The following is an 18640-nucleotide window of genomic DNA, read 5'->3' as shown; positions in this document are numbered from 1 at the left end:
ATGTAAGGGGTAGCGATGACGTTATCACTGCCGATATCAACCTATAAGAAGTGTTTGATAGGTTGTACTTTCATTAAACAGGGAGTGTTAAATTAAGCGTCTTTATTACACGGAGTGTTCTCTTTGGTTCTTAAGGCTTAAGCATGGGGCCTCTTGAAGGCTTAAGCCGCTGCCTCCGAGCTCTGCTTGAGCTGGGCGCGCGCTCGCGAACGAACCGCCGTCACCGCCCAGACCAGCACAAAAGTCGCCACCATCGACAGCACAATCGTGCCACCGGTCGGCAGGTTAAACGCCCAGGACAGGTATAGGCCGACAATCGAGCAGATACCGCCGAATACCGGCGAGAACACCATCATCGACCCCAGTCGACGACAGGCCAGGCGCGCTGCCGACGCGGGAATCACCAGAAGCGCCAGCACCAGCACGTTACCGAGGGTCTGTAGGCCCAGCACCACGGAAATGGTCACCAGAACGTACAGCACAATGTCCAGGGCGAGCACCGGCAGGCCCATCGCGCGGGCACTCTCGCGGTCCAGGCTGACCGTCACAATCTGCCGGTGGAACAGCCACAGCACCAGCAGAATCACGGCGCCCATGATTGCGGCGTTGGTGATGTCCTCATTCGAAACACCCACAATCGAGCCGAACAAGAAATCCTGCACCGACCCCGAATAGCCCGGCGCCAAGGAAATAATCACAATACCCAACGCAAAAGAGGCGGCGAAGAAAATACCGATGACCGAATCCTCGCGCAACCGCTGATTCTGGCTAAAAATAGCCACCAGAATAGCCGTCACCACGCCCGCGGTCAGGCCGCCCACCATCAGGTTGCCGCCCAGCACGAACGCCACCGCAAGGCCCGGGAACACCGAGTGCGCCACCGCATCGCCAATGAAGACCATGCCGCGCATCATCACGTGGCAGCCCACCACACCCGTCACCACCGAGGCCAGCAGCACCGCAGCCAGGGCGCGCGGAAGGAACGCCAGGGACGGGTTGAACAGATCGGCCAGAAAATCGAGAGGAGTAATCAACGGGAACCCCCGGTAGAAGTAGCAGTATCAGCGTGGGCGGGGGAAGAAGCGCAGGAATCCGGCAGTTCGTGGCCGTACTCATCCAACGCACCACCGGCACAGGTGAAGCCCGTGCGGGCGTGGCCCTGCGCCTCCTCAATGTCGTGGCCGTGCAGCCACGTGTGCAACTGATCCAGGCTGAAGGAGGCCGCCGGACCGTCCAGGTGAATATTGCCGCGCACGCCGCACAGGCGCGAACAGGATTCGCGCGCCGCCAGCATGTCGTGCGTGGACATCAGAATCGTGATGCCCTCGTCCGCCAGCTCGCGGTACAGGCGGGTCAGCGTGGTCTGGGTGGGTGCATCCACGCCCGTGAACGGCTCGTCCAGCAGCAGCAGGGAGGGGCCGGCCGCCAGGGCGCGCGCCAAAAGAACCCTCTGGCGCTGACCACCGGAAAGCTCCGCAATGGAAGCATCCTGCAGGTGCAGAACATCGGTACGCTCCATCGCCGAAAAGACCTGCACCCAATCCTTCTTCGCCGGGCGGCGGAAGAACCCAATCTCACGCACGCGGCCGGTCATCACCGTATCCTTGACGGTCAGCGGAAAATCCCACTGGAACTGGTGCTTCTGCGGCACGTAACCGATGTGCGCACGCGCCGCGCGGGGCGACTCACCCAGCACCCTAACCTGCCCGGAGGCGGGGCGAATCAGGCCCAAAATGGTGCGCAGCAGCGTGGTCTTACCGGCACCGTTGGCGCCAATCAGACCCGCAAACTCGCCGCGCTCCAGGGTCAGGGACAGATCCTTGAGGATGGAGCGGCGCGCGTAGCCCGCGTACAGGTTTGAAATTTCGAGGACGGGCTCAGTACCCGCTGTTACCGACGCGCTCACGAACGGTCACCGCGCACTTCATCCAGTGCCTCACGCTGAGCGGAGGAGCGGCGGCGGCGGGAGGCGATGAACGCGCCCACGCCCACCACGACCACGATGCCAGCGACAATAGGACTCCAGGAAATCGTGAACTCGGCACGGAAACCGCTCTGGTCGCTCGCCGCGGCGGCAGAAGAAGAACCGGACGCCTGAGTACCGGATGCCTGAGAAGCAGAAGAAGCGGAGTTCGAAGAACCGCGCGCCTGCGCCTCCATCGCGTATAGGGTATCGGCGCTCGCGGAGTCACCCACCGCAAACTTCAGGTAGCGGGTATCGGACACGGTCGAACCGTCAGAGAGCTCGGCGCTCGCGGTGACCTTCAGCAGGTACTCGCCCGGGGCGGTGAATACCCAGTTCGCGTGGGTGTGAGTGTTCTTCTCAACCCACAGCTTCTGCGGCTCACTCTTGGTCGAGGACCACAGCACCTGCGGCGCCGAGAAGTTGCCGTTCTCCAGGTACAGGCTGAACGTGCCGGGGCCGCTCACCTGCTCCAGGGTCAGGTTCACGCCGCGATTCAGCTTGGACACCAGCTGCGGATCCTGGGTGTTCCAACCCGGCCAGATGACGCCCTTGGTTTCGGTCTGCGGAATCACGTACACCTTCGAACCGGCGGGCGCACCCACGAAGGAATAGCGCGGGTCGTTCGGCACCTCCAGGATGGCCTTATCGCTGCCGCGGTAGATGACCTCGTCCAGGCTGCGCCAGACGGGGGTTTCGCCGTGGTCGTCGTGGAGCATGAGCTCAAACTTGCCGTTGTTGAAACGAGGACCCATGTCCACGTGGCCGGCGGAGATTTCGATGCGGCCGGATGCGACCGGCTGCTCCGCAGACAGGGTCTGGGTGAGGGCGCGCTCGCCGCGGCTGAGGTTGCTGTCGCTCGGCTGAGTCGAGGCGCTCTCAGCGGTTGCCGGGGTGGTCTCCGCGTGTGCCACACCCAGGGGCGCGAGCATGAGGCTGGCGCCCAGAGCCAGGGCGGGCAGCGCGCGGCTACGTGAGGAGCGGGAGGGGGTGGTTGAGTTCATCATGAGGACTTCCTTGGATCATGACCGAAACGGTGTGTGAAAGATTATCTATATGCTGATATGGCTATATGAGCTTGTGGGTAGCTTAGAGTCGGGTTATGAGGTGCTTGCCTCCGAGCAGCTAGCGCCCGAAGAATCGCCGCCAGAACTAGCCCCAGAGCACAGCGCAATCGTGTGAGCATTCGCCAGCATCATCTGCGCGTAGTGGGGGGCCTGGGCATCCAGGGTGTCCGAATAGAGCACCCCGGTACGCACCTGCGCCTCCCGAGCCAGCTCCGTGAGAACCGGCGAACGCATCGCCGTGGACTTATCCAGGTAAATCGCCGGGACCTTCAAATCCTCGACCGTGCGACGCAGGCGCTGACGCTGCTGAATACTCGGCTCGCCGCTGGCGCTGGCGCTCACAAAACCTGCAATGTGCAACCCGTAGGTGCTCGCCAGGTAGCGGTAGCCGTCGTGCGTGGTGACTAGGTTGCGTGCCGACTCCGGCAGGCCCCCGTAGACCTGGCGCAGCTGAGCGTCCAAGGTGTCAAGCTCCTTGACGACCTGCTCGGTGCGGGTCGCGTACTCGCTCGCACCCGCCGGATCGGCGGAGGTAAGCGCGTCACGAATGACCTGCACGCTCGCCTTCGCGTTCGGCACCGAATGCCAAATGTGCGGGTCGATTTCGCCGTGCACGTGCTTGCCCAGAACGGCCTGCGCCAGCAGATACACCTGGCCGCGATGCTCCGAAGCACCCGACCGCAGGAAACGGTAGCTACCGCCGGCGGGCACCTCCTGCAGGGTGCGGGAGGGGACCGCGACCACGGTGCGGTTCAGCTCGTACTCGACGGCACCCTGGGAGGAATCCGCGCGGAGCACGAGCCTGCCGTCGCCGGTGCGCGCCGTAATATCGGCGTGACCTGCGGAAAGAACCTTAATCTCGGCGGCAGAAACGTTCTGTTCCTTCGCCAGGCGGTCCACCAACTGTTGCGGGTCGCGACCGACCGCGCAGTACAGGGTGCCGCGCGAAGAATGCACGGACTCCGGGGCCTTGACCGCGGTGGCACTCAGCTCAATGGCGTACTCGCCGGCGTCGCTAAACGCCCAGGATAGGTGCGTATGCGCCTGCAACGGAAGCTCCAGCGAACCCATATCTCCGGTACGGATTGCGGTGTCCCCCTCGCGGGTGAGGTTCACGCCGCGCGCATGCGAATCGCACAGCATCTCCACCGCGCCGAAGGTCTGCGTAATGAACGCCGCCAGCTGCGCATTCGAGGAATCGGTGGCGGTGTGCGCCCGCACGCTCTGCACCTCAAAACGCATGCCGGCCTCCGAAGAGTCGGCGGGGGCGGACTCGTTCTGCCCGCCCTCCTCAACGCGCAAACCCAGCCAGATGGAGTCCAGGGAGGCATCCTCAACAATGGCTTCGAGCTTGCCGCCGTACTGCTCGATCTTCTCCGCAACCGCCACGGACACAACGCCTGCGGGCAGGTTCGCCTCAACCATCTTGGTGAGCTTACGCTGCTCCAGCAGCAGGCCGTTCGTCAGGGCGCAACGGGCGTAGGCGACATCGCGGATATCGCGCAGGCTCGGCTCGTACGAGTGCGGGTCGGCACCGGCGGGCACGAGGGAGTGCACGCTGGCGCGGTCGCCAGCAATCTGCTGCGCCAAATCCGCCAGAATCGGGGTCGTGGCGACCACGTGCATCCGGTCGGAGGAGGCATTGATGGTGGTGGCGCATCCGCTCAGCGCGAGGGCACCTGCACCCGCCGCGGCACGGGAGGCGAGGGTGAGGGCGGCGCGTCGCGTATAGGCGTGCGAACCCTCGCCGGCGGTATGCCCGCTATGCGGTGCCACCGCGGCGTCCCTTCCGGCGTGCCGAACGCAGAATCATGGCGCCCAGCGCCAGAGCGAGAACCGAGGTGCTGACCATGAACGGGTCGATGACCACACCGGTGTTCGGCAGCTTACCCGCCGCGGCCGCCTTCTGGGCGGTGGCGAGCTCCTGGCTGGTCAAGGCGCAATCCTCGCCGGAGGCGGTCTTACCGACGATGCGCACCTTGGATCCGTCGGGCTTGGTGACGATACCGGTGGCTTCGTCCACGGTGCCGTTGAGCGGGTTCTTGGCGGTGCTCTTCTCGCCGCCGTTGTTGGCGCCGTTAGCGCCGTTAGCGTTGCCGCCGTCCTGCTTGGTGCCTGCCGCACCCTGCACGTTATCGCTGGCCGGGGCGTTATCGGGGTTGCCGACGGTGAAGTGCAGAACCGATTCGCTGCTGACCTGCTGACCGTTCTTCAGGCGCGCAGTCCAGCCGATGGTCACGGTGTAGCGACCCTCGGCAGTGAAGACCCAGTTGCTGTGCTGGTGGGTGTTTGCGGGCACCTGGAAGGAGCCGCCGCTACGCGAATCGAAGACCTTCTGACCGGCGGAACCGAAGTTGCCGGAGAGGAAGGTGGACATGGTGCCGGGGCCCTCAAAACCGTTGAGGCTCATGGTGACGGGGCCGTCGAGCTGCTTGAGCAGTTCGGGGTCCTGGGTGCTCCAGCCGAGCCAGGGTACGCCCTGCTGCTGGGTTGCACCAATCATGTGCACGGGGGTGCCCGCCGGGGCGATGTCTTCCATGCCCGCGGGCAGGTTGAGCTTTGCGGCGTCGTTGAGTACGAACTCGAGGGCGCCGGGGGAGACGTGGCGGGCGGGGCTGGTGCGGTCGTCCTTCACGCTGCTGGTGAGGTTGCCGCCGTTGAGCACGGGGCCCACGTCGAAGTGCCCGTGGGTGACTTCTTCACGGCCGCTGTGCTCGGCAGCGTTAACCACGGCGAGGGTGGGGATGCCGGTCGGCGCCTGGGCTGCCTGGTTGCTCTGCTTGCTGTCCTTCTGAGCGTCCTTGGAATCCTTGGTGTCTTCGGCGGGGACCTCGGTGGCGATGCACTGCTGGTTCAGGCTGCCGGGCAGGCCGGAGGAGAGGATGCCGCCGCCGTTACCGCTATTGCTGGGTGCGCTGACGTTCTGGGCGTTGGAGCCCTTCACACTGGATCCCTTCGCGCTGGGGGAGTTGCCGCTCTTGTTGCCGTCCTTGCTTTCGCCCTTGTCGGAGCCGTTATTGGTGTTGTCGGTGCCGCTGATAGCGGTTACACCGGATCCACCCTGGGATGCCTGCTCGCCGTTTGTGGCAGACTTTGCGCCGTTCGGGTCGGTCACCTGCGCGGCGTTCTGACCGTTCACGGATCCATCCACGCGGCGAATACCGGTGGATGCACTCGCCTCAGCAGAAGCACTCGCCTCGGCACTTGCGGAGGTAGATGCACTGGGGCTGCTGGTGGCGCTCTCGGTAGCGGTGGAGGTCGCCTCGGGGGTAGTGGTTGCCTCGCTCGTGGCGTCCTTGGTCGCTTCCTTTGCGGCGTTCTGCGCGTTCAGGAGCTTGAAGCCGTCCTCAGCGTTAGTGCCCACGGCGATGGTGTAGGTCGCCTCGGAACTGACCGGGGTGCCGTCGGCAAGGGTTGCGGTGGCGCGGAACGTCAGCTGGTAGATGCCGGCGCGGGTGAATGCCCAACTGAGGTGCTCGTGGCCGCCAGCGGTGATGGTGTGCGGTGCGAGCTGGTCGTTGGTGCTGAAGACGCGCGGGTTGTCGCGACCGGATTCGGTGAAGACTTCAGCGCGGCCGCCTTCGGGTACGCTGCTGCGCACGAGTTCAAGGTTGATGGTGTTGTCCTTGAGCGCGCCGGGGCGGATTCCTTCCGCACCGAGGCCGGGGTAGAGCAGGCCGCGGGTGCGGGTGGAGGGAATGTAGAAGATGTCGGTGCCTTCGGGGGCAATGTAGTCGTAGCCTGCTACGACCTTGGTGTGTGCGTCCTCGACATCGGGCAGGTGGAAGACGGTGCGGGCGGGGTTGAATCGTCCCTGCTGGCCGGGGGCGGTGTCTGCGAGGGTGCCGAGGGTGAACTGGTTGCCGTCGAGGAAGGCGTTGAGCATTTCGGTGTGTACGCCCGCGATGACGTAGTCACCTTCGTAGCTGACGTAACCGCGCGACTCGGTACCTGCCTGGGTGCCGGTCTGGTTTTCCTGTGCCTGTGCGGCGGTGAAGGTGCCGACCTGGGGCAGGGCGAGGGATGCCCCGAGTGCGAGGGTACATCCGAGGGTGGTTGCGCTGATTAGGCTCAGGGGTTTGGTGCGTCCTTGCATGGTGGCTCCTTGGATGACTGCTCGTTGGCTGGCGCGCTACCCGATGTTTTCGGGGCTTGCCCGGTGCTGGGTCCGGCGGCCTGTTGCCGGTTTCCCTCTTGGGTTCGGGGTGCGCTCTGCCGTGTTTTTCTCTTTGTGGATGTACGTGGTGTGCGTTTTTGGGCGCGCCTCGGCGCACACGTGTTTCTGAGAATCACTATACTCAGTTAGGTTCTGAATGACAATTATTTGCAAAAGCGCTACGCTAAGAAATAGAAAAATGAGAAAGGTTATCATGAGCTCTCAGAAGCAGACCCAACGACGGGTCATCACACACACCCCCGCACTCTTCGTCCCCGGCGGCAAGCCCGCCCTCCGCCGCGCAGCCGCATTCCTCTCCGCCGCAGCGCTGCTCGCGCTCGCCGGCGCAGCCCCCTCTCTGCCCGCCGCAGCAGGCCCCGACGACGGCAAAATCGTCACCACCAAGGGCCACGTTGACGCCCCCAAGGCATACTGGGACGAGCAGAACGGCACCTTCGTCCTCATGAACGAGGCGAACCCCTACAAGACCGGTGCAGACACCTACGAACTGGACAAGACCGTCAACTGGGTCGGCAAGGGCTACAGCACCAGGGACGGCAAGTCGCAGTACACCATGACCCTGGGCGACTCGCCCTCCCTGGCGTTCCTCGGCGAACCCGGCCAGACCCTCTACATGGCACCGCACCTGACCTACGGCAACCAGGACCCCATCTGGGCTGGCCTGGGTGCCTCCACGAAGGTGCCCACTGAGCGTTTCCGTGACGGCGTGTTCGCTACCGACATTCTCTCCGTTGAGGGCCCCGGCCGTATGGAGCTCTTCCGCTACAACCCGGACGACGCCCCCGCTGACGTGTACCGCATGCTCTCCAGCAGCTCCACCGGCTGGCACTCCTGGCTGCTCGACAAGGGTAGCCACACCCACAACACCACGACCTTCACCCGCCCCGGCCGCTATGTGGTCACCTACCGCACCGTGGCGCGCTCCACCGACGGCCGCATCATCAGCTCCAAGCCGTCGAAGCTGGTCTGGCAGGTTGGCGGCATGCAGCCCGTGCTCGGTGACGGCACCCCCACCGCCGTGCCCACCGTTGACCGCTACAACGCGGCACCCGTCGGTGACCTGGACGCCGCAAAGTACGTGCTGTCCGTGGCACCGCACCGTCTGGACGCTGACCCGGCTAAGAACAAGGACGCCGACGACAAGCTCAGCGACATCACCTTCACCGCCGCGAACAAGAACCTCAAGGGCACCCTGACCCTGTACAACAATGGCTACTTCCTGACCGACCTGCCGGTCGTGAACGGTACCGCCACCTGGTCTGAAATGCTCGGTAGCGAAGGCTCCCAGCTGCAGGCGGTCTTCACCCCCGACACTTCCGACGCGAACAGCGCGGAGGCGTCCCGCTGGATCTCGCACAAGCTCACCTACGAGCCCGGCAAGGCTGAGAGCGTGTACAGCGACGACGGTAACGGCTCCTGGCCCGAAGAAATCCCGGATCAGGCGAACACCGTACTCAGCACCCAGCAGTACACGCCGACCAGCATGGACTACGACGTAACCGTCACCCCGAACGGCAACGGCTTCAGCACCGTTGAGGTCCGCTTCAAGGACCCGAAGGTGCGCGGCTTCATGCGTGGCGGCTTCTACGCCCAGGATGACCCGGTCTACCCGTACCTCGACCTGGAAGGCTCCGTTGAGGATGGCGTGGCGCGCTTTACCTTCCGTGACGAGTCGTTCTACAAGGGCACGGCGCTGCGCGTGAAGATGCTGACCCACCCGGATATGAACGCTTCCGCCTCCACCACTGAGGTTGCGGCGAACTACGAGCCGGGCACCAAGTACACCGCGCACGGTGCGCTGGCTCCCGATAGCGCACCCATTAGCGATGCGCCGAAGCCTGCTCCGGTGGATCCGTCGCCGAGCGCTGAGCCTACCGTTGCGCCCTCTGCCGAGCCTTCTGCTGAGCCGAGCGAGGCTCCCAGCGAGGCGCCGACCGCTGAGCCGAGCACGGCTCCCACGACCTCGCCGAGTGAGGTTCCGACCGTGCCTGCGGTGCCGACCGCCTCCGCAGAACCGAGCGTGCCTGCTCCGGCGCCCTCCACTCCGGCACCGAGTAGCCCCGCGCCCGCAAACCCGGAGCCGTCCAGCCCCGCGCCCTCTGCTCAGCCGTCCACTCCCGGAACCCCGGGTCACCAGTGCGTGCCCGGCCAGATTGACGGCCGCGCCAAGATTTCGAAGGGCCACCTGGACATTCAGGCGACCCTGAAGGACCGCCAGCTGTCCGTGGGTCTGCGCGACGACAGCGGCATCATTGACGCTGATTCGACCGTGCGCCCGCTCGATTCGGTCGTGTGGACGGTCAGCGAGAACGCCCGCCGTGTGCGCACCGAACGTATGGCTGATGAGAAGCTGAACTTCATGGGCCCGGTCGGCACCGCCTTCTACGGCCTGCCGCAGACCCAGCAGAGCGGCCTGCCCTGGCCCGGCTACAACACGCAGGACATCGACTACTCGCAGCTGCGCGGTCCGGTGCGCCTGCACGTAGTGCCGAAGGTCATGCCTGAGGGTGCGCGCTTCGGCATGTTCACTGAGTCGCTGAACGGTGCGGATGTGCTGCTGGATTCGACGACCGGCAAGACCACGATCGACATTGATTACGCGACGCACGCGCACGCGAACTGGGTGTTCTCTGAGCCCGGCCAGTACATGTTTGACGTGCACTATTCTGCGACCCTGGCTGATGGTACTGAGGTGAACAGCCCGGTGCAGCAGCTTGCGGTTGCTGTGGGTAAGAAGGCGTCGGATGCGTGCTCGTTTGAGACTGCCGTGCCGAAGGACCCGAACGCGGCTAAGGACGACTTTAGTGGTGTGCGCCGTGTGGATTCGGCAACCCCGGGCGGTACCGCTGGTGCTAACCAGCCCGGCTCCGCGCAGTCTGGTGCCGCGCAGGGTGGTCAGTCCGGTCAGGCTGGCGCCGCCGGTGGCGTGAACGCGCAGGGCTCCTCTGACGGTTCGGCTGATGGTTCTGCTGGCGGCGTGTACCCGGGTGGTATTTCCGGTGGTGGTACCGGTGGCGGCTCCCTGGGTCAGTCTGGTGTGTCTGCTGCGTCGGGTGGCGCTAGCTCCCAGCAGGGCGGCCTGGCGCGTACTGGTTTTGGCGCGGTGTCTGTGGCTGTGGGCGGTGCGCTGGTGTTGGGTGCGGGTACTGTGATGGTGCTGCGTTCCCGCCGCCGCGCTTCTTAGCGCTCGCCGCGTGAGGACACGCTGATACGATAAAGCCCCCGCGGCTGAGAGGATGACTCTCGGCCGCGGGGGCTTTCCTGTGCCCGGTTCTCTGCGCTTTGGGGCTCCAGGATTTATCCGAACGGTCCAGATACATAACGCTCACGGAAGATACGGTTGAGGGGCGCTCGCAGGCACGGCGACTGCCGCACGCACGAACGCCCCCATCACATAGAGTCGGTTACTAAACCAAGCGGACCGGTTTACTTATCCATCTCGTAGACCCAACCACCGGCGTTGCAGTAGCGCTTGCCGTCCTTTTCGGTGATGGAATAGCCAGGCTCGTGGTTCTCGCACTTCTGGATAACCTCGCGGGCCTCTCGGTTAGACTTTTCAAGGTTCGCCGCACGAATCTGGAAGAAGGCAAACGTGGCGATGTACGCCACCAGAACCAGCACGAGAGCGGTAATCGCCATGCCCTTACCCTTGCCGGTGCCATTCTTGACCATGACCAGAGCAATCACCGCGAAAACAATGGTCGGGATGGTTAGGAACGAACCAATAACAAAGATGCCGGTCAGTGCGGAGATAATGCCCAGGACCAGCGCGGTTACTGCCGCCCACTTCTTCTTCGGTGCTTCGGCGGGTGCGCCGTATGCGGGCTGCGCGGCGGGTACCTGCTGGGTGTTCTCAGACATGAAAGTCCTCATTTCGTATGTGGTTACGAGTTGCATGAATGTGTGCCCTCCAGTGGAGTGGCATATATCTCACAGCATACCGTACACAAGGAAGGTTCTTGGCGAGATGGGAACAAGTTTGTCTATCTACTAAGATGCGGTATCCACTGTTGGAAATTTTTCCTGCAGGGGATGTTGTGGGCGCTTTTTTATATGAGATGGTGTAGTGTTCAAAGTGGTGCGAAGCACTAAAGGTGCGTATTTGATATTCGCGTGTCTAATGCACATCTTCCGGCAATTCATCGACGAAAGAGGATCACCGTGTCTGATCGCGTACTCTCATCGCAGGCAGCCAAGGATGCTATTACTGCTCTGCAGAACATCATCAACGGCGGCCTGCAGAACGAGATTAATAACCTCAACCAGCAGGGTAACCAGCTGAAGGACCCCAACAACTGGGACGGCCCCCTGGCTGAGCGTTTCCGTAATGATACCTGGCCCGGCGTAGAAAACACCCTGCGTAACCTGACTCAGGAACTGACCGACCTGCGTGAGCAGCTCAACCAGATTTCTACCGATATTTTCCAGGCAGGTGGCGGCGCCTAAGCCTCCCCTGGTGAACGCCGTTTACCGCCCCGATCCCCAGTTTATGGGGCGGTGTGCGGTAGGCGGCGTTTTCTGTCATTCTGCTTCAACACACGTTACTTCCAGGCATGTGCACGGGCCTGTCTTAACGTGTTTAATCACCCCACTTCCGCACTTAGATACTTTTCAGAGGTTCTATCATGTCTTCCGGCCCGAACCCCCCTTACGCTAACAAAGAGGACGTTGTTTTTAATAATGAGGTCTCCGATAAGCTTGCTAATGCGTGCCGCAAAGTAGCGCAAAACATTGAAAATGCTATGCCTGGGCTCAAGTCCTCTTTGACGACTGCTCTTGAGGACTTTGAAGGACACTATGCGGACGTCACCGCCTCTAATATTGATACTGCAATCAGTGATGGTCGTGACATCGCCAATATATTCTGTCAGTTGGCAAGTGTTGTTGATCAGCTGAAGGAAGCCGCTCACAAGGAGCAGGAGAACCGCCGGAAGGCTCGTGAATACGAGAACGAGTGGTTTGGTCTTCACAAGGCGTGGGATGACTTCTGGGGAAATGCTCCGGCTAAGGTAGAGCCGTATATTCCAGATACAACAATTAATACTAAGTCGCTGGGTACTCGGGAGAATACTGAAACTCGTTCGTCGGGTATGGCTGTTTCTTCGGCGCGCCCTTCGACTGTTCGGGACCTCTCTACCACCTTGGGAAATCTCGGCACTGAGTTTGGCTCTGAGCCCGGCAATATTCGTAGCCTCGCTGCTGAATTTGCGGCTAAGTGTCAGTGGGGAACCATTGACGCTGAAAATCTCATCAGCACGTTTGAATCGTGGAATCAATCGAACGCCAACGATAAGACCTGGCTGGGTATTGTAGCCGATACCTTCAAACAGGCCGGCGGCAATGGTGAGATTAGCACCGTCTCGAATGAGACATTGGACAATGCGCTTGCTGCAGTGAATGTCAGTACCGAACGACCTGATTTGGAAGTTCCTGCACCGGCTGTTGTGGGTAAGCCTGCCACCAGCGGTTATGCGAATGATCCCGTGAACGTTGCGACCGGTAACTTCATCGAAGAAGAGACCGATATGGCATTCTCCGGCGTGGTTTCTGCCTGCTCTGTAACTCGCATGTACAACAGTGTGACCGTGTTCGGTCAGCACGCTGTATCCGGTGTATTCGGCGCGGGCTGGTCCTCGAATATTGAGAGCCGCGTGCAGCTGAGCGCTGAGAACGCTGTCTGGACGATGCCTGACGGCCGCGAGGTTACCTTCGACCGCATCGTTCGTGAGGACGGTACCCATGGCTATGCTCGTGCTCCGCGTGAAGCATGGTGGCTTGAAGAGCTGCCCCTCACCCAGCTGACGGGTGAAGAGGGCTCTATTGCTGACCCCTCCCTGCGTTATATTTTGCACGCTACGGGCTACGATGCCTCGTCTCTGTTGCGTATCTCTGACAATTCTGGCACCCAGCACATTTTTAGCCTCACCGGTGTTTACCTGGGCATGAGCGCTGGAGCAGGTACTGCTGTCGCGTACCTGCGCGATGAAGAGGGCCGCGTTGGCGCTATCGTGCATCAGCGCGGTGCACGTATCAACGTGGAGTACACCGAAGGTGGTCTTGTCGGTGCTATTCATTCTTCTCGCGGTCAGTCTGTGCGTTATGAGTACGTCACCCTTGACGGTCGTACTCACCTGTGTGCTGTGCACGGTGATGCTGGTACCCGCCGTTATGAACATGACGCTGCTGGCCTGATTCATCGCGTGGTGGCTAGTACCGGTGCTGTTGAGGTGACGAACTATTACGACCCGGCCGGCCGCATTACCGAGCAGGATACCGAATACGGTCGTCGTGTTCGCTACCGTTACCTGCCGAACGGTATTACTGACGTTTCGAATGAGGATGCCTCCTACACGAACCTGTGGGTCAATGACCAGTACGCACGCCTGACCGCCATTGTTGACGCGGAAGGCGGGCGTACTAGCTATGCCTACGATGACTTTGGCAACCGCGTGAGTGTGGTGGACCGCGATGGTTCCCGCACTACTCGCTACAGCGATGAGCGCGGCCGTATTATTCGCGAAATCACCGATGAGGGTGCAGAAACCCTCTTCGCGTATGACGAGCATGACCGCGTAGTCTCCGTGGCAATGAGTGCTATTGAGACGGACCCGCGCGCACGCCGTGCCGCCCGCCTGGCCCGTCGTGCCCGCCTGGAGGCTGAAGCCCAGGGCCGCACTTTTGAGGGTGTTTCGGGGCAGGAGCCTGCTCAGAGCCCTGCCGTAAGCTCGATGACTACGGTGACTTACGAATACGCGAACGATTTTGAGCGTAACCCCTCTTCCATAACCGACGGCAACGGTCATGTGACCCGTTTTGAGTGGGCCGATGGCCTGCTGCAGCGTGTGGTGAGCCCTGAGGGCGTTACCGTCTCCTTGGAGTATGACGAGTGTGGTCTGCTGACCGGTATTCGTAACGCTGAGCAACAGCTGACCCGTTGCGAGTACTCTGCTGCGGGTCACCTGGTGAAGGTCGTTTCTGCTCTTGGCTATGAAACTGAGTTCACCTATGATTCTGCCGGTCACATGGTGTGCCGTCAGGATCCGGATGGTTCCCGCTGGCGTTTTGAGTATGCTGCTGGTGGTCGCCTGGTGGCTTCGGTGGACCCTGCTGGTGCTCGTACCGAGTACGAGTATGGCCCGAGCGGTGACATTGTTGCCGTGGTCGACCCGCTGGGTCGCCGCATGGAGCGTTCCTTTGACACGAACGGCAATATTGACCGTATTACTCTGCCGGGTGGTGCGCAGTTTAGCTACGCCTACGATGGTTTGATGCGCCTGGTTCGCACCATTGACCCCGCCGGTGGTGTGTGGACCCGCGAGTATGATGCCGCAAGCACCCTGACCGCGTTGATTGACCCGACCGGCGTGAGCGTACGTACCTCCGTCGATTCCTCGCGCAAGACCATCACCACGAGTGATGGTGTTGACCGCGTGCGTATCTCGTGCGACCACCTGGGCCGCCCCGTGCGTACCGAGGTTCTCTCCGATGATTCTAGTCCGCAGGTTAGTGCAGATGCCGACGACCCGACTGTCTCCACGATGGTTTACGACGGTGCGGGTAACCCCGTGCAGGTTCTGGACGCTGAGGGCGGTCTGAGCCGTTACGAGTACAACGGTTCGAACCAGATGGTGCGCATGATTTCCCCCGCGGGTCGTGTGACCGAGTACAGCTATGACGCGTGCGGTCGACTGGCTGCAACCTATGAGGCTGCCGGCACTGCTGAGCAGTCTGTGACTCGTTACGGGTACGACGCTGATTCGCGACTGATTCGCCAGGTGTACGGTGACGGTTCTGAGGCGCGTGTTCGCTATGACGCGTGCGGTCGTGTGCTGTCTATTACCGGTTCCGGTGTGGCTTCTCCGGTGTTCTATACCTGGGATTCGTGCGGTCGTGTGAAGAGCATCCGCGATAACAAGTGGGGTACTCGTTCGTTCACCTATGATGCCGCTTCTCAGGTGGTTGCGGTGACTAATGGTGCCGGTGGCGTGACCCATTACCGCTATGACGAGGCGGGTCACGTTACCTCTGTAATGGACCCTGCCGGTCGTATTACCCGCTACGAGTATGATCTGATGGGTAATGTTCTGGCGGTAACGGATCCGCTGGGTGTGCGCACTACCTCTACCTATGATGCTGCCGGTCGTCTGCTGACCAGCACTGACGGTAATGGTGCTGTACATTCCTTTGGTTATGACCGTGACGGTGTTCCCTGTTCCCATTCGGTGAATGGTTCTTTGCTGTACCGTATGGAGCGTGATTCTGCGCGCCGTACGATGACGACTTATGACCACGCGGGCGTTGATGCGTTTGGTGCTCCCGTAGTGACCGTCGAGTCCTACGACCGCTTGGGCCGTCTGGTCCGTCAGCGCCGTGAGTTTGGTGCCCAGATTCCGCAGTCTTTCCGTACCGAGTACATGGATGAGACTGGCGGCTACGAGCTGTCCTACGCTTACGATGCTGATGGTCTGCGCACTGAGTTTGTGCACCCTCTGGGTTCGAGCGCTTATGCGTATGATGCCGCTGGCCGCATGGTCAAGCAGACTGATATCACCGCGTACCGCCTGGATGGAACCGCCGTTACCTCTGAGTCTCGTGTGGAGTCTTCCTTCGAGTACAACGCGGTAGACGCGCTGGTGCGTGCGCAGGTGTCTGACTTGGCGGGTACCTGGGTTCGCGAGTTCGGCTACCGTGGCGCGCACATGAGCTCTGTGACTGAGCAGCCTGCTGTGGCAGACTCGGCTGTGGCAGATTCTTCTGAGGCTGTGCACACTGAGATTATTCGTGATGATTTGGGTCGTATTAGCGGTGTGGATTCGCCTGCTGGTCTGGTCATGTACACCTATACTGACGCGCAGATGCTCTCTTCTGCTGTTCGCGGTACCGAGACTATGCGTTGGGCCTATGATGCTGCTGGTGCGCTGGTGCGTGTTGAGTACTTTGATAGCGCCCAGCCCGAGAATGCTTGGGTGAAGGTGCTGGTCACTGATGAGGGTGCCCGCGTTCGCGCAGTATGCGTCTACGCTGTGCAGGATGAAGCGAAGACCGGTCCCCAGTCGGCTGAGTTTGCCTCTGCTGTTGAGGACGCTCAGGCGTGGCTGGGCCAGTGCCCGGAGTTTGTGGAACTTGAGGGTGTCACCTTGGTGCCGGTTGCGACGAGCGTGTTCTCCTACGACGGTAATGATTCGCGTCTTCTGCAGGTTTCTTCGGATGGTTCCGGCTCGTCCCTAACCTATGGTGCGGCTGGGTTTGTGAACTCGGTGGCGTCGTGGGGTTCTGCTGAGGATTCTGCTGTGTCCTTCTCGCTGTTGTGTGCTTCTACTGATGGTCGTGTGCTTGCCGCTGGTGGTGTGTCTGCTGGTGTGCCTGAGTTTGGTGTGCCCTCAACCGGCGCTCGTACTAATGCTGGTTTTGATGCTTCGGTGATGCACCCGCTGGTGTGGGATGAGAATTCGTTCGTTCCGCGTGTGCTGGGTGTGGCTGGCTCGTCGATGCCTTCTGTGGGTTCGCTGGTGCCTGGTGCCGGTTCTGGTGCCGGTTTGCTGGATCCGTATGGTTGGGCTTCTTTGGGTGTTGCTGCACCTACTGTGCCGTCTGCTCAGGGTGCTGGTGGTGTGCCTGTGTTGCCGGATTCGCTGGTTGGTGTTTCGGCGGCTTCGGGTGTGGTGCTGGGTTCTTCTGGTTTTGAGGTGTTGGGTGCCCGCGTGGTGGATTCGCGTGTGGCTCGCTTTACGGCGCCTGATCCTTTGGCTGCGCCTGTGGGTGCTGGTTGGGGTGCTGACCCGTTCTCGCTGGTGGGTGGTAACCCGGTTTCTTTGGTAGATCCGTGGGGCCTGTCGCCGGTGTCGGTGGAGGACTTCGATAAGTACCGCGAGCAAAAGGTAGCTTCTGGTGGCTGGTTACAAAATAACTGGGAATATGTAGCTGCTGGCGCCATGTTGCTTACTGGTGCCGTAGTTGGCGCATTGGGCACTGGTTTGGGGCCTTTTGGTGGTGCCGCATTTGGTGCAGCATCAGGTGCTTTGATGGGTGCTGGTATGTCGGTAATCGAGCAGAAGATGTCTGGCGAGAAGGTTGATTGGTCTAAGGCTGGTAAGGAAGCCGTAAAGGGAGCTATTACCGGTGCTGTGACGGGTGCTGTTACTGGCGGTCTAGGTAATCTGAAGAAGCTGGCTGACGCGACAGAAAAAATTTCTAAGATTGGCAAAGCGGCCCAGAAAGCTGGAACTTATTTGAAGAATAATAAGCTTGTGGAGGATGTAGTAAAAGATTCGGTGTCAGGCGGTATTAATAACGTAGTGTCGTATTGCTTTGACGACAAAGTGAAGGATAAGAGTATAACGGGCGCTATGGGTATGTTTGCTTCTGGCGCTACCGCTTCGGCGGTGGGTGCTGTCGCTGGAGGAAAGATGAAGAGTAAATGGGGTGTCGCGGGGTATGAGAAATATAGCGCCCCAAGCCATAATCCGAGTGATCTTTTGGATTCGTCGCAAATGATGCGGTCAGCGACACCGACAACTCTTTGGGAAACAGCTAAGAAAAGCTCCTTTGAATTCAGTCGTGATGTTACGATTGACACCCTTTCTGGCGCAGCTAAGAATTCTGTTCAGGAGAGGCTTGAGATGGGTATGCAGGGGCGTGAAAATTCGCCGCAGCATATGGATGCGGTGCTTGCGAAGGGTATTCAAAAAGATGGATTGAAATCTTCTTTTAAGACTGCGGTAAAGATGACTCCGGAGGATGCCGCGGAGAACCGTGCTGCTATAGCTGGTGCATCGCGACATGCTGTTGGTGTAACACGAGATGCAGCAGTTAGCGCATCGCATCATGCCATGGATGTAACGCGACAGGCTGCTGACATTACGCGACAAACTGCCTCTCACGCGAAGGATAGGATTTCAGATGCCGTGGACTGGGCAGGTGACATTATCGAGGAACGAATGCGCAAATGGAAGAAGTAAGAATTAGGAACTTTTTATACCCTGGTTTAAGGAGATTGTAAATATTGACTAATTATCATGAATATTATAGTAAAATATCGTTTTTTTTGGCGATAGCATTGATTGCATATATAACTTATATTATTCCCAAAAATTTGCGTGATGATAGTGATGGGATAACTGCAGTATGCACTGTGACCGGAGCGTATACAAAGGAGCTGGGGGGAGCGGATACTGCGGGTACAACTAATGTTTCCCCCATAGGTATTTTTACGACTGAGGAGTGTGGCAATCTTACGATGTATGAAGCTCCTGAGGGTTGGAAGATACCCGCATATGTTGCAACAGCTCAGCCTGGTAAAAAATACCTATTCCATGTTGCAAATTCATCGCCTAAAAAGGAGCGGGATTTTGATACAACCCGCTTCGAAGAAATTAAAGAATAAAGAATTAAAAATTAATTATAATAATCGTATACAGAAGCCCCTGGGCTGAG

Annotated in this window: 10 protein-coding genes; 4 read left to right on the top strand and 6 right to left on the bottom strand. The window is 60.4% G+C overall.

What is annotated here, in order from left to right; translation table 11 throughout:
- Nucleotides 1-161: 161 nt before the first annotated feature.
- From AC3E6W_RS07755 to AC3E6W_RS07735, 5 genes are all read right to left on the bottom strand, one after another.
- A complete protein-coding gene (locus AC3E6W_RS07755; protein WP_490652782.1) occupies nucleotides 162-1034 on the bottom strand; it encodes an anchored repeat-type ABC transporter permease subunit in 873 nt (290 codons plus the stop codon).
- Nucleotides 1031-1906: a metal ABC transporter ATP-binding protein gene (locus AC3E6W_RS07750; protein WP_490652781.1), complete on the bottom strand. Its 876-nt coding sequence runs from the start codon at nucleotides 1904-1906 to the stop codon at nucleotides 1031-1033. Before AC3E6W_RS07750 ends, AC3E6W_RS07755 begins: the two co-directional genes overlap by 4 nt.
- The gene (locus AC3E6W_RS07745; protein WP_490652780.1) at nucleotides 1903-2970 is read right to left on the bottom strand and encodes a TIGR03773 family transporter-associated surface protein; all 1068 of its coding nucleotides are present in this window, start codon (nucleotides 2968-2970) and stop codon (nucleotides 1903-1905) included. The genes AC3E6W_RS07750 and AC3E6W_RS07745 overlap by 4 nt, the downstream gene beginning before the upstream one ends.
- A 93-nt stretch (nucleotides 2971-3063) precedes the next feature.
- Nucleotides 3064-4806 carry an anchored repeat ABC transporter, substrate-binding protein gene (locus AC3E6W_RS07740; RefSeq protein ID WP_490652779.1) on the bottom strand — a complete coding sequence of 581 codons (1743 nt, stop codon included), beginning with the start codon at nucleotides 4804-4806 and terminating at the stop codon, nucleotides 3064-3066.
- A complete protein-coding gene (locus tag AC3E6W_RS07735) occupies nucleotides 4793-7126 on the bottom strand; it encodes a TIGR03773 family transporter-associated surface protein (protein ID WP_490652778.1) in 2334 nt (777 codons plus the stop codon). Before AC3E6W_RS07735 ends, AC3E6W_RS07740 begins: the two co-directional genes overlap by 14 nt.
- 274 nt (nucleotides 7127-7400) lie before the next feature.
- On the opposite strand from AC3E6W_RS07735, the gene AC3E6W_RS07730 reads away from it, so the two are divergent.
- Nucleotides 7401-10391: a choice-of-anchor M domain-containing protein gene (locus AC3E6W_RS07730; RefSeq protein ID WP_490652777.1), complete on the top strand. Its 2991-nt coding sequence runs from the start codon at nucleotides 7401-7403 to the stop codon at nucleotides 10389-10391.
- A 242-nt stretch (nucleotides 10392-10633) separates the two neighbouring features.
- On the opposite strand, the gene AC3E6W_RS07725 is transcribed toward AC3E6W_RS07730, so the two are convergent.
- The gene (locus tag AC3E6W_RS07725) at nucleotides 10634-11068 is read right to left on the bottom strand and encodes a DUF4190 domain-containing protein (protein ID WP_490652776.1); all 435 of its coding nucleotides are present in this window, start codon (nucleotides 11066-11068) and stop codon (nucleotides 10634-10636) included.
- A gap of 300 nt (nucleotides 11069-11368) precedes the next feature.
- On the opposite strand from AC3E6W_RS07725, the gene AC3E6W_RS07720 reads away from it, so the two are divergent.
- From AC3E6W_RS07720 to AC3E6W_RS07710, 3 genes are all read left to right on the top strand, one after another.
- Complete coding sequence (locus AC3E6W_RS07720; RefSeq protein ID WP_049342976.1) at nucleotides 11369-11653, top strand: pyrophosphorylase; 285 nt, start codon at nucleotides 11369-11371, stop codon at nucleotides 11651-11653.
- A 296-nt stretch (nucleotides 11654-11949) separates the two neighbouring features.
- Nucleotides 11950-18165: a DUF6531 domain-containing protein gene (locus AC3E6W_RS07715; RefSeq protein ID WP_490652775.1), complete on the top strand. Its 6216-nt coding sequence runs from the start codon at nucleotides 11950-11952 to the stop codon at nucleotides 18163-18165.
- A 44-nt stretch (nucleotides 18166-18209) separates the two neighbouring features.
- Nucleotides 18210-18590: a hypothetical protein gene (locus tag AC3E6W_RS07710; protein WP_141754184.1), complete on the top strand. Its 381-nt coding sequence runs from the start codon at nucleotides 18210-18212 to the stop codon at nucleotides 18588-18590.
- The last annotated feature ends 50 nt before the right edge of the window (nucleotides 18591-18640 follow it).

The organism is Rothia sp. SCPM-O-B-18226 (M350), assembly GCF_058213595.1.
Note: the sequence above shows the minus strand (reverse complement) of the source record. Positions and strands in the feature narration are given on the sequence as shown.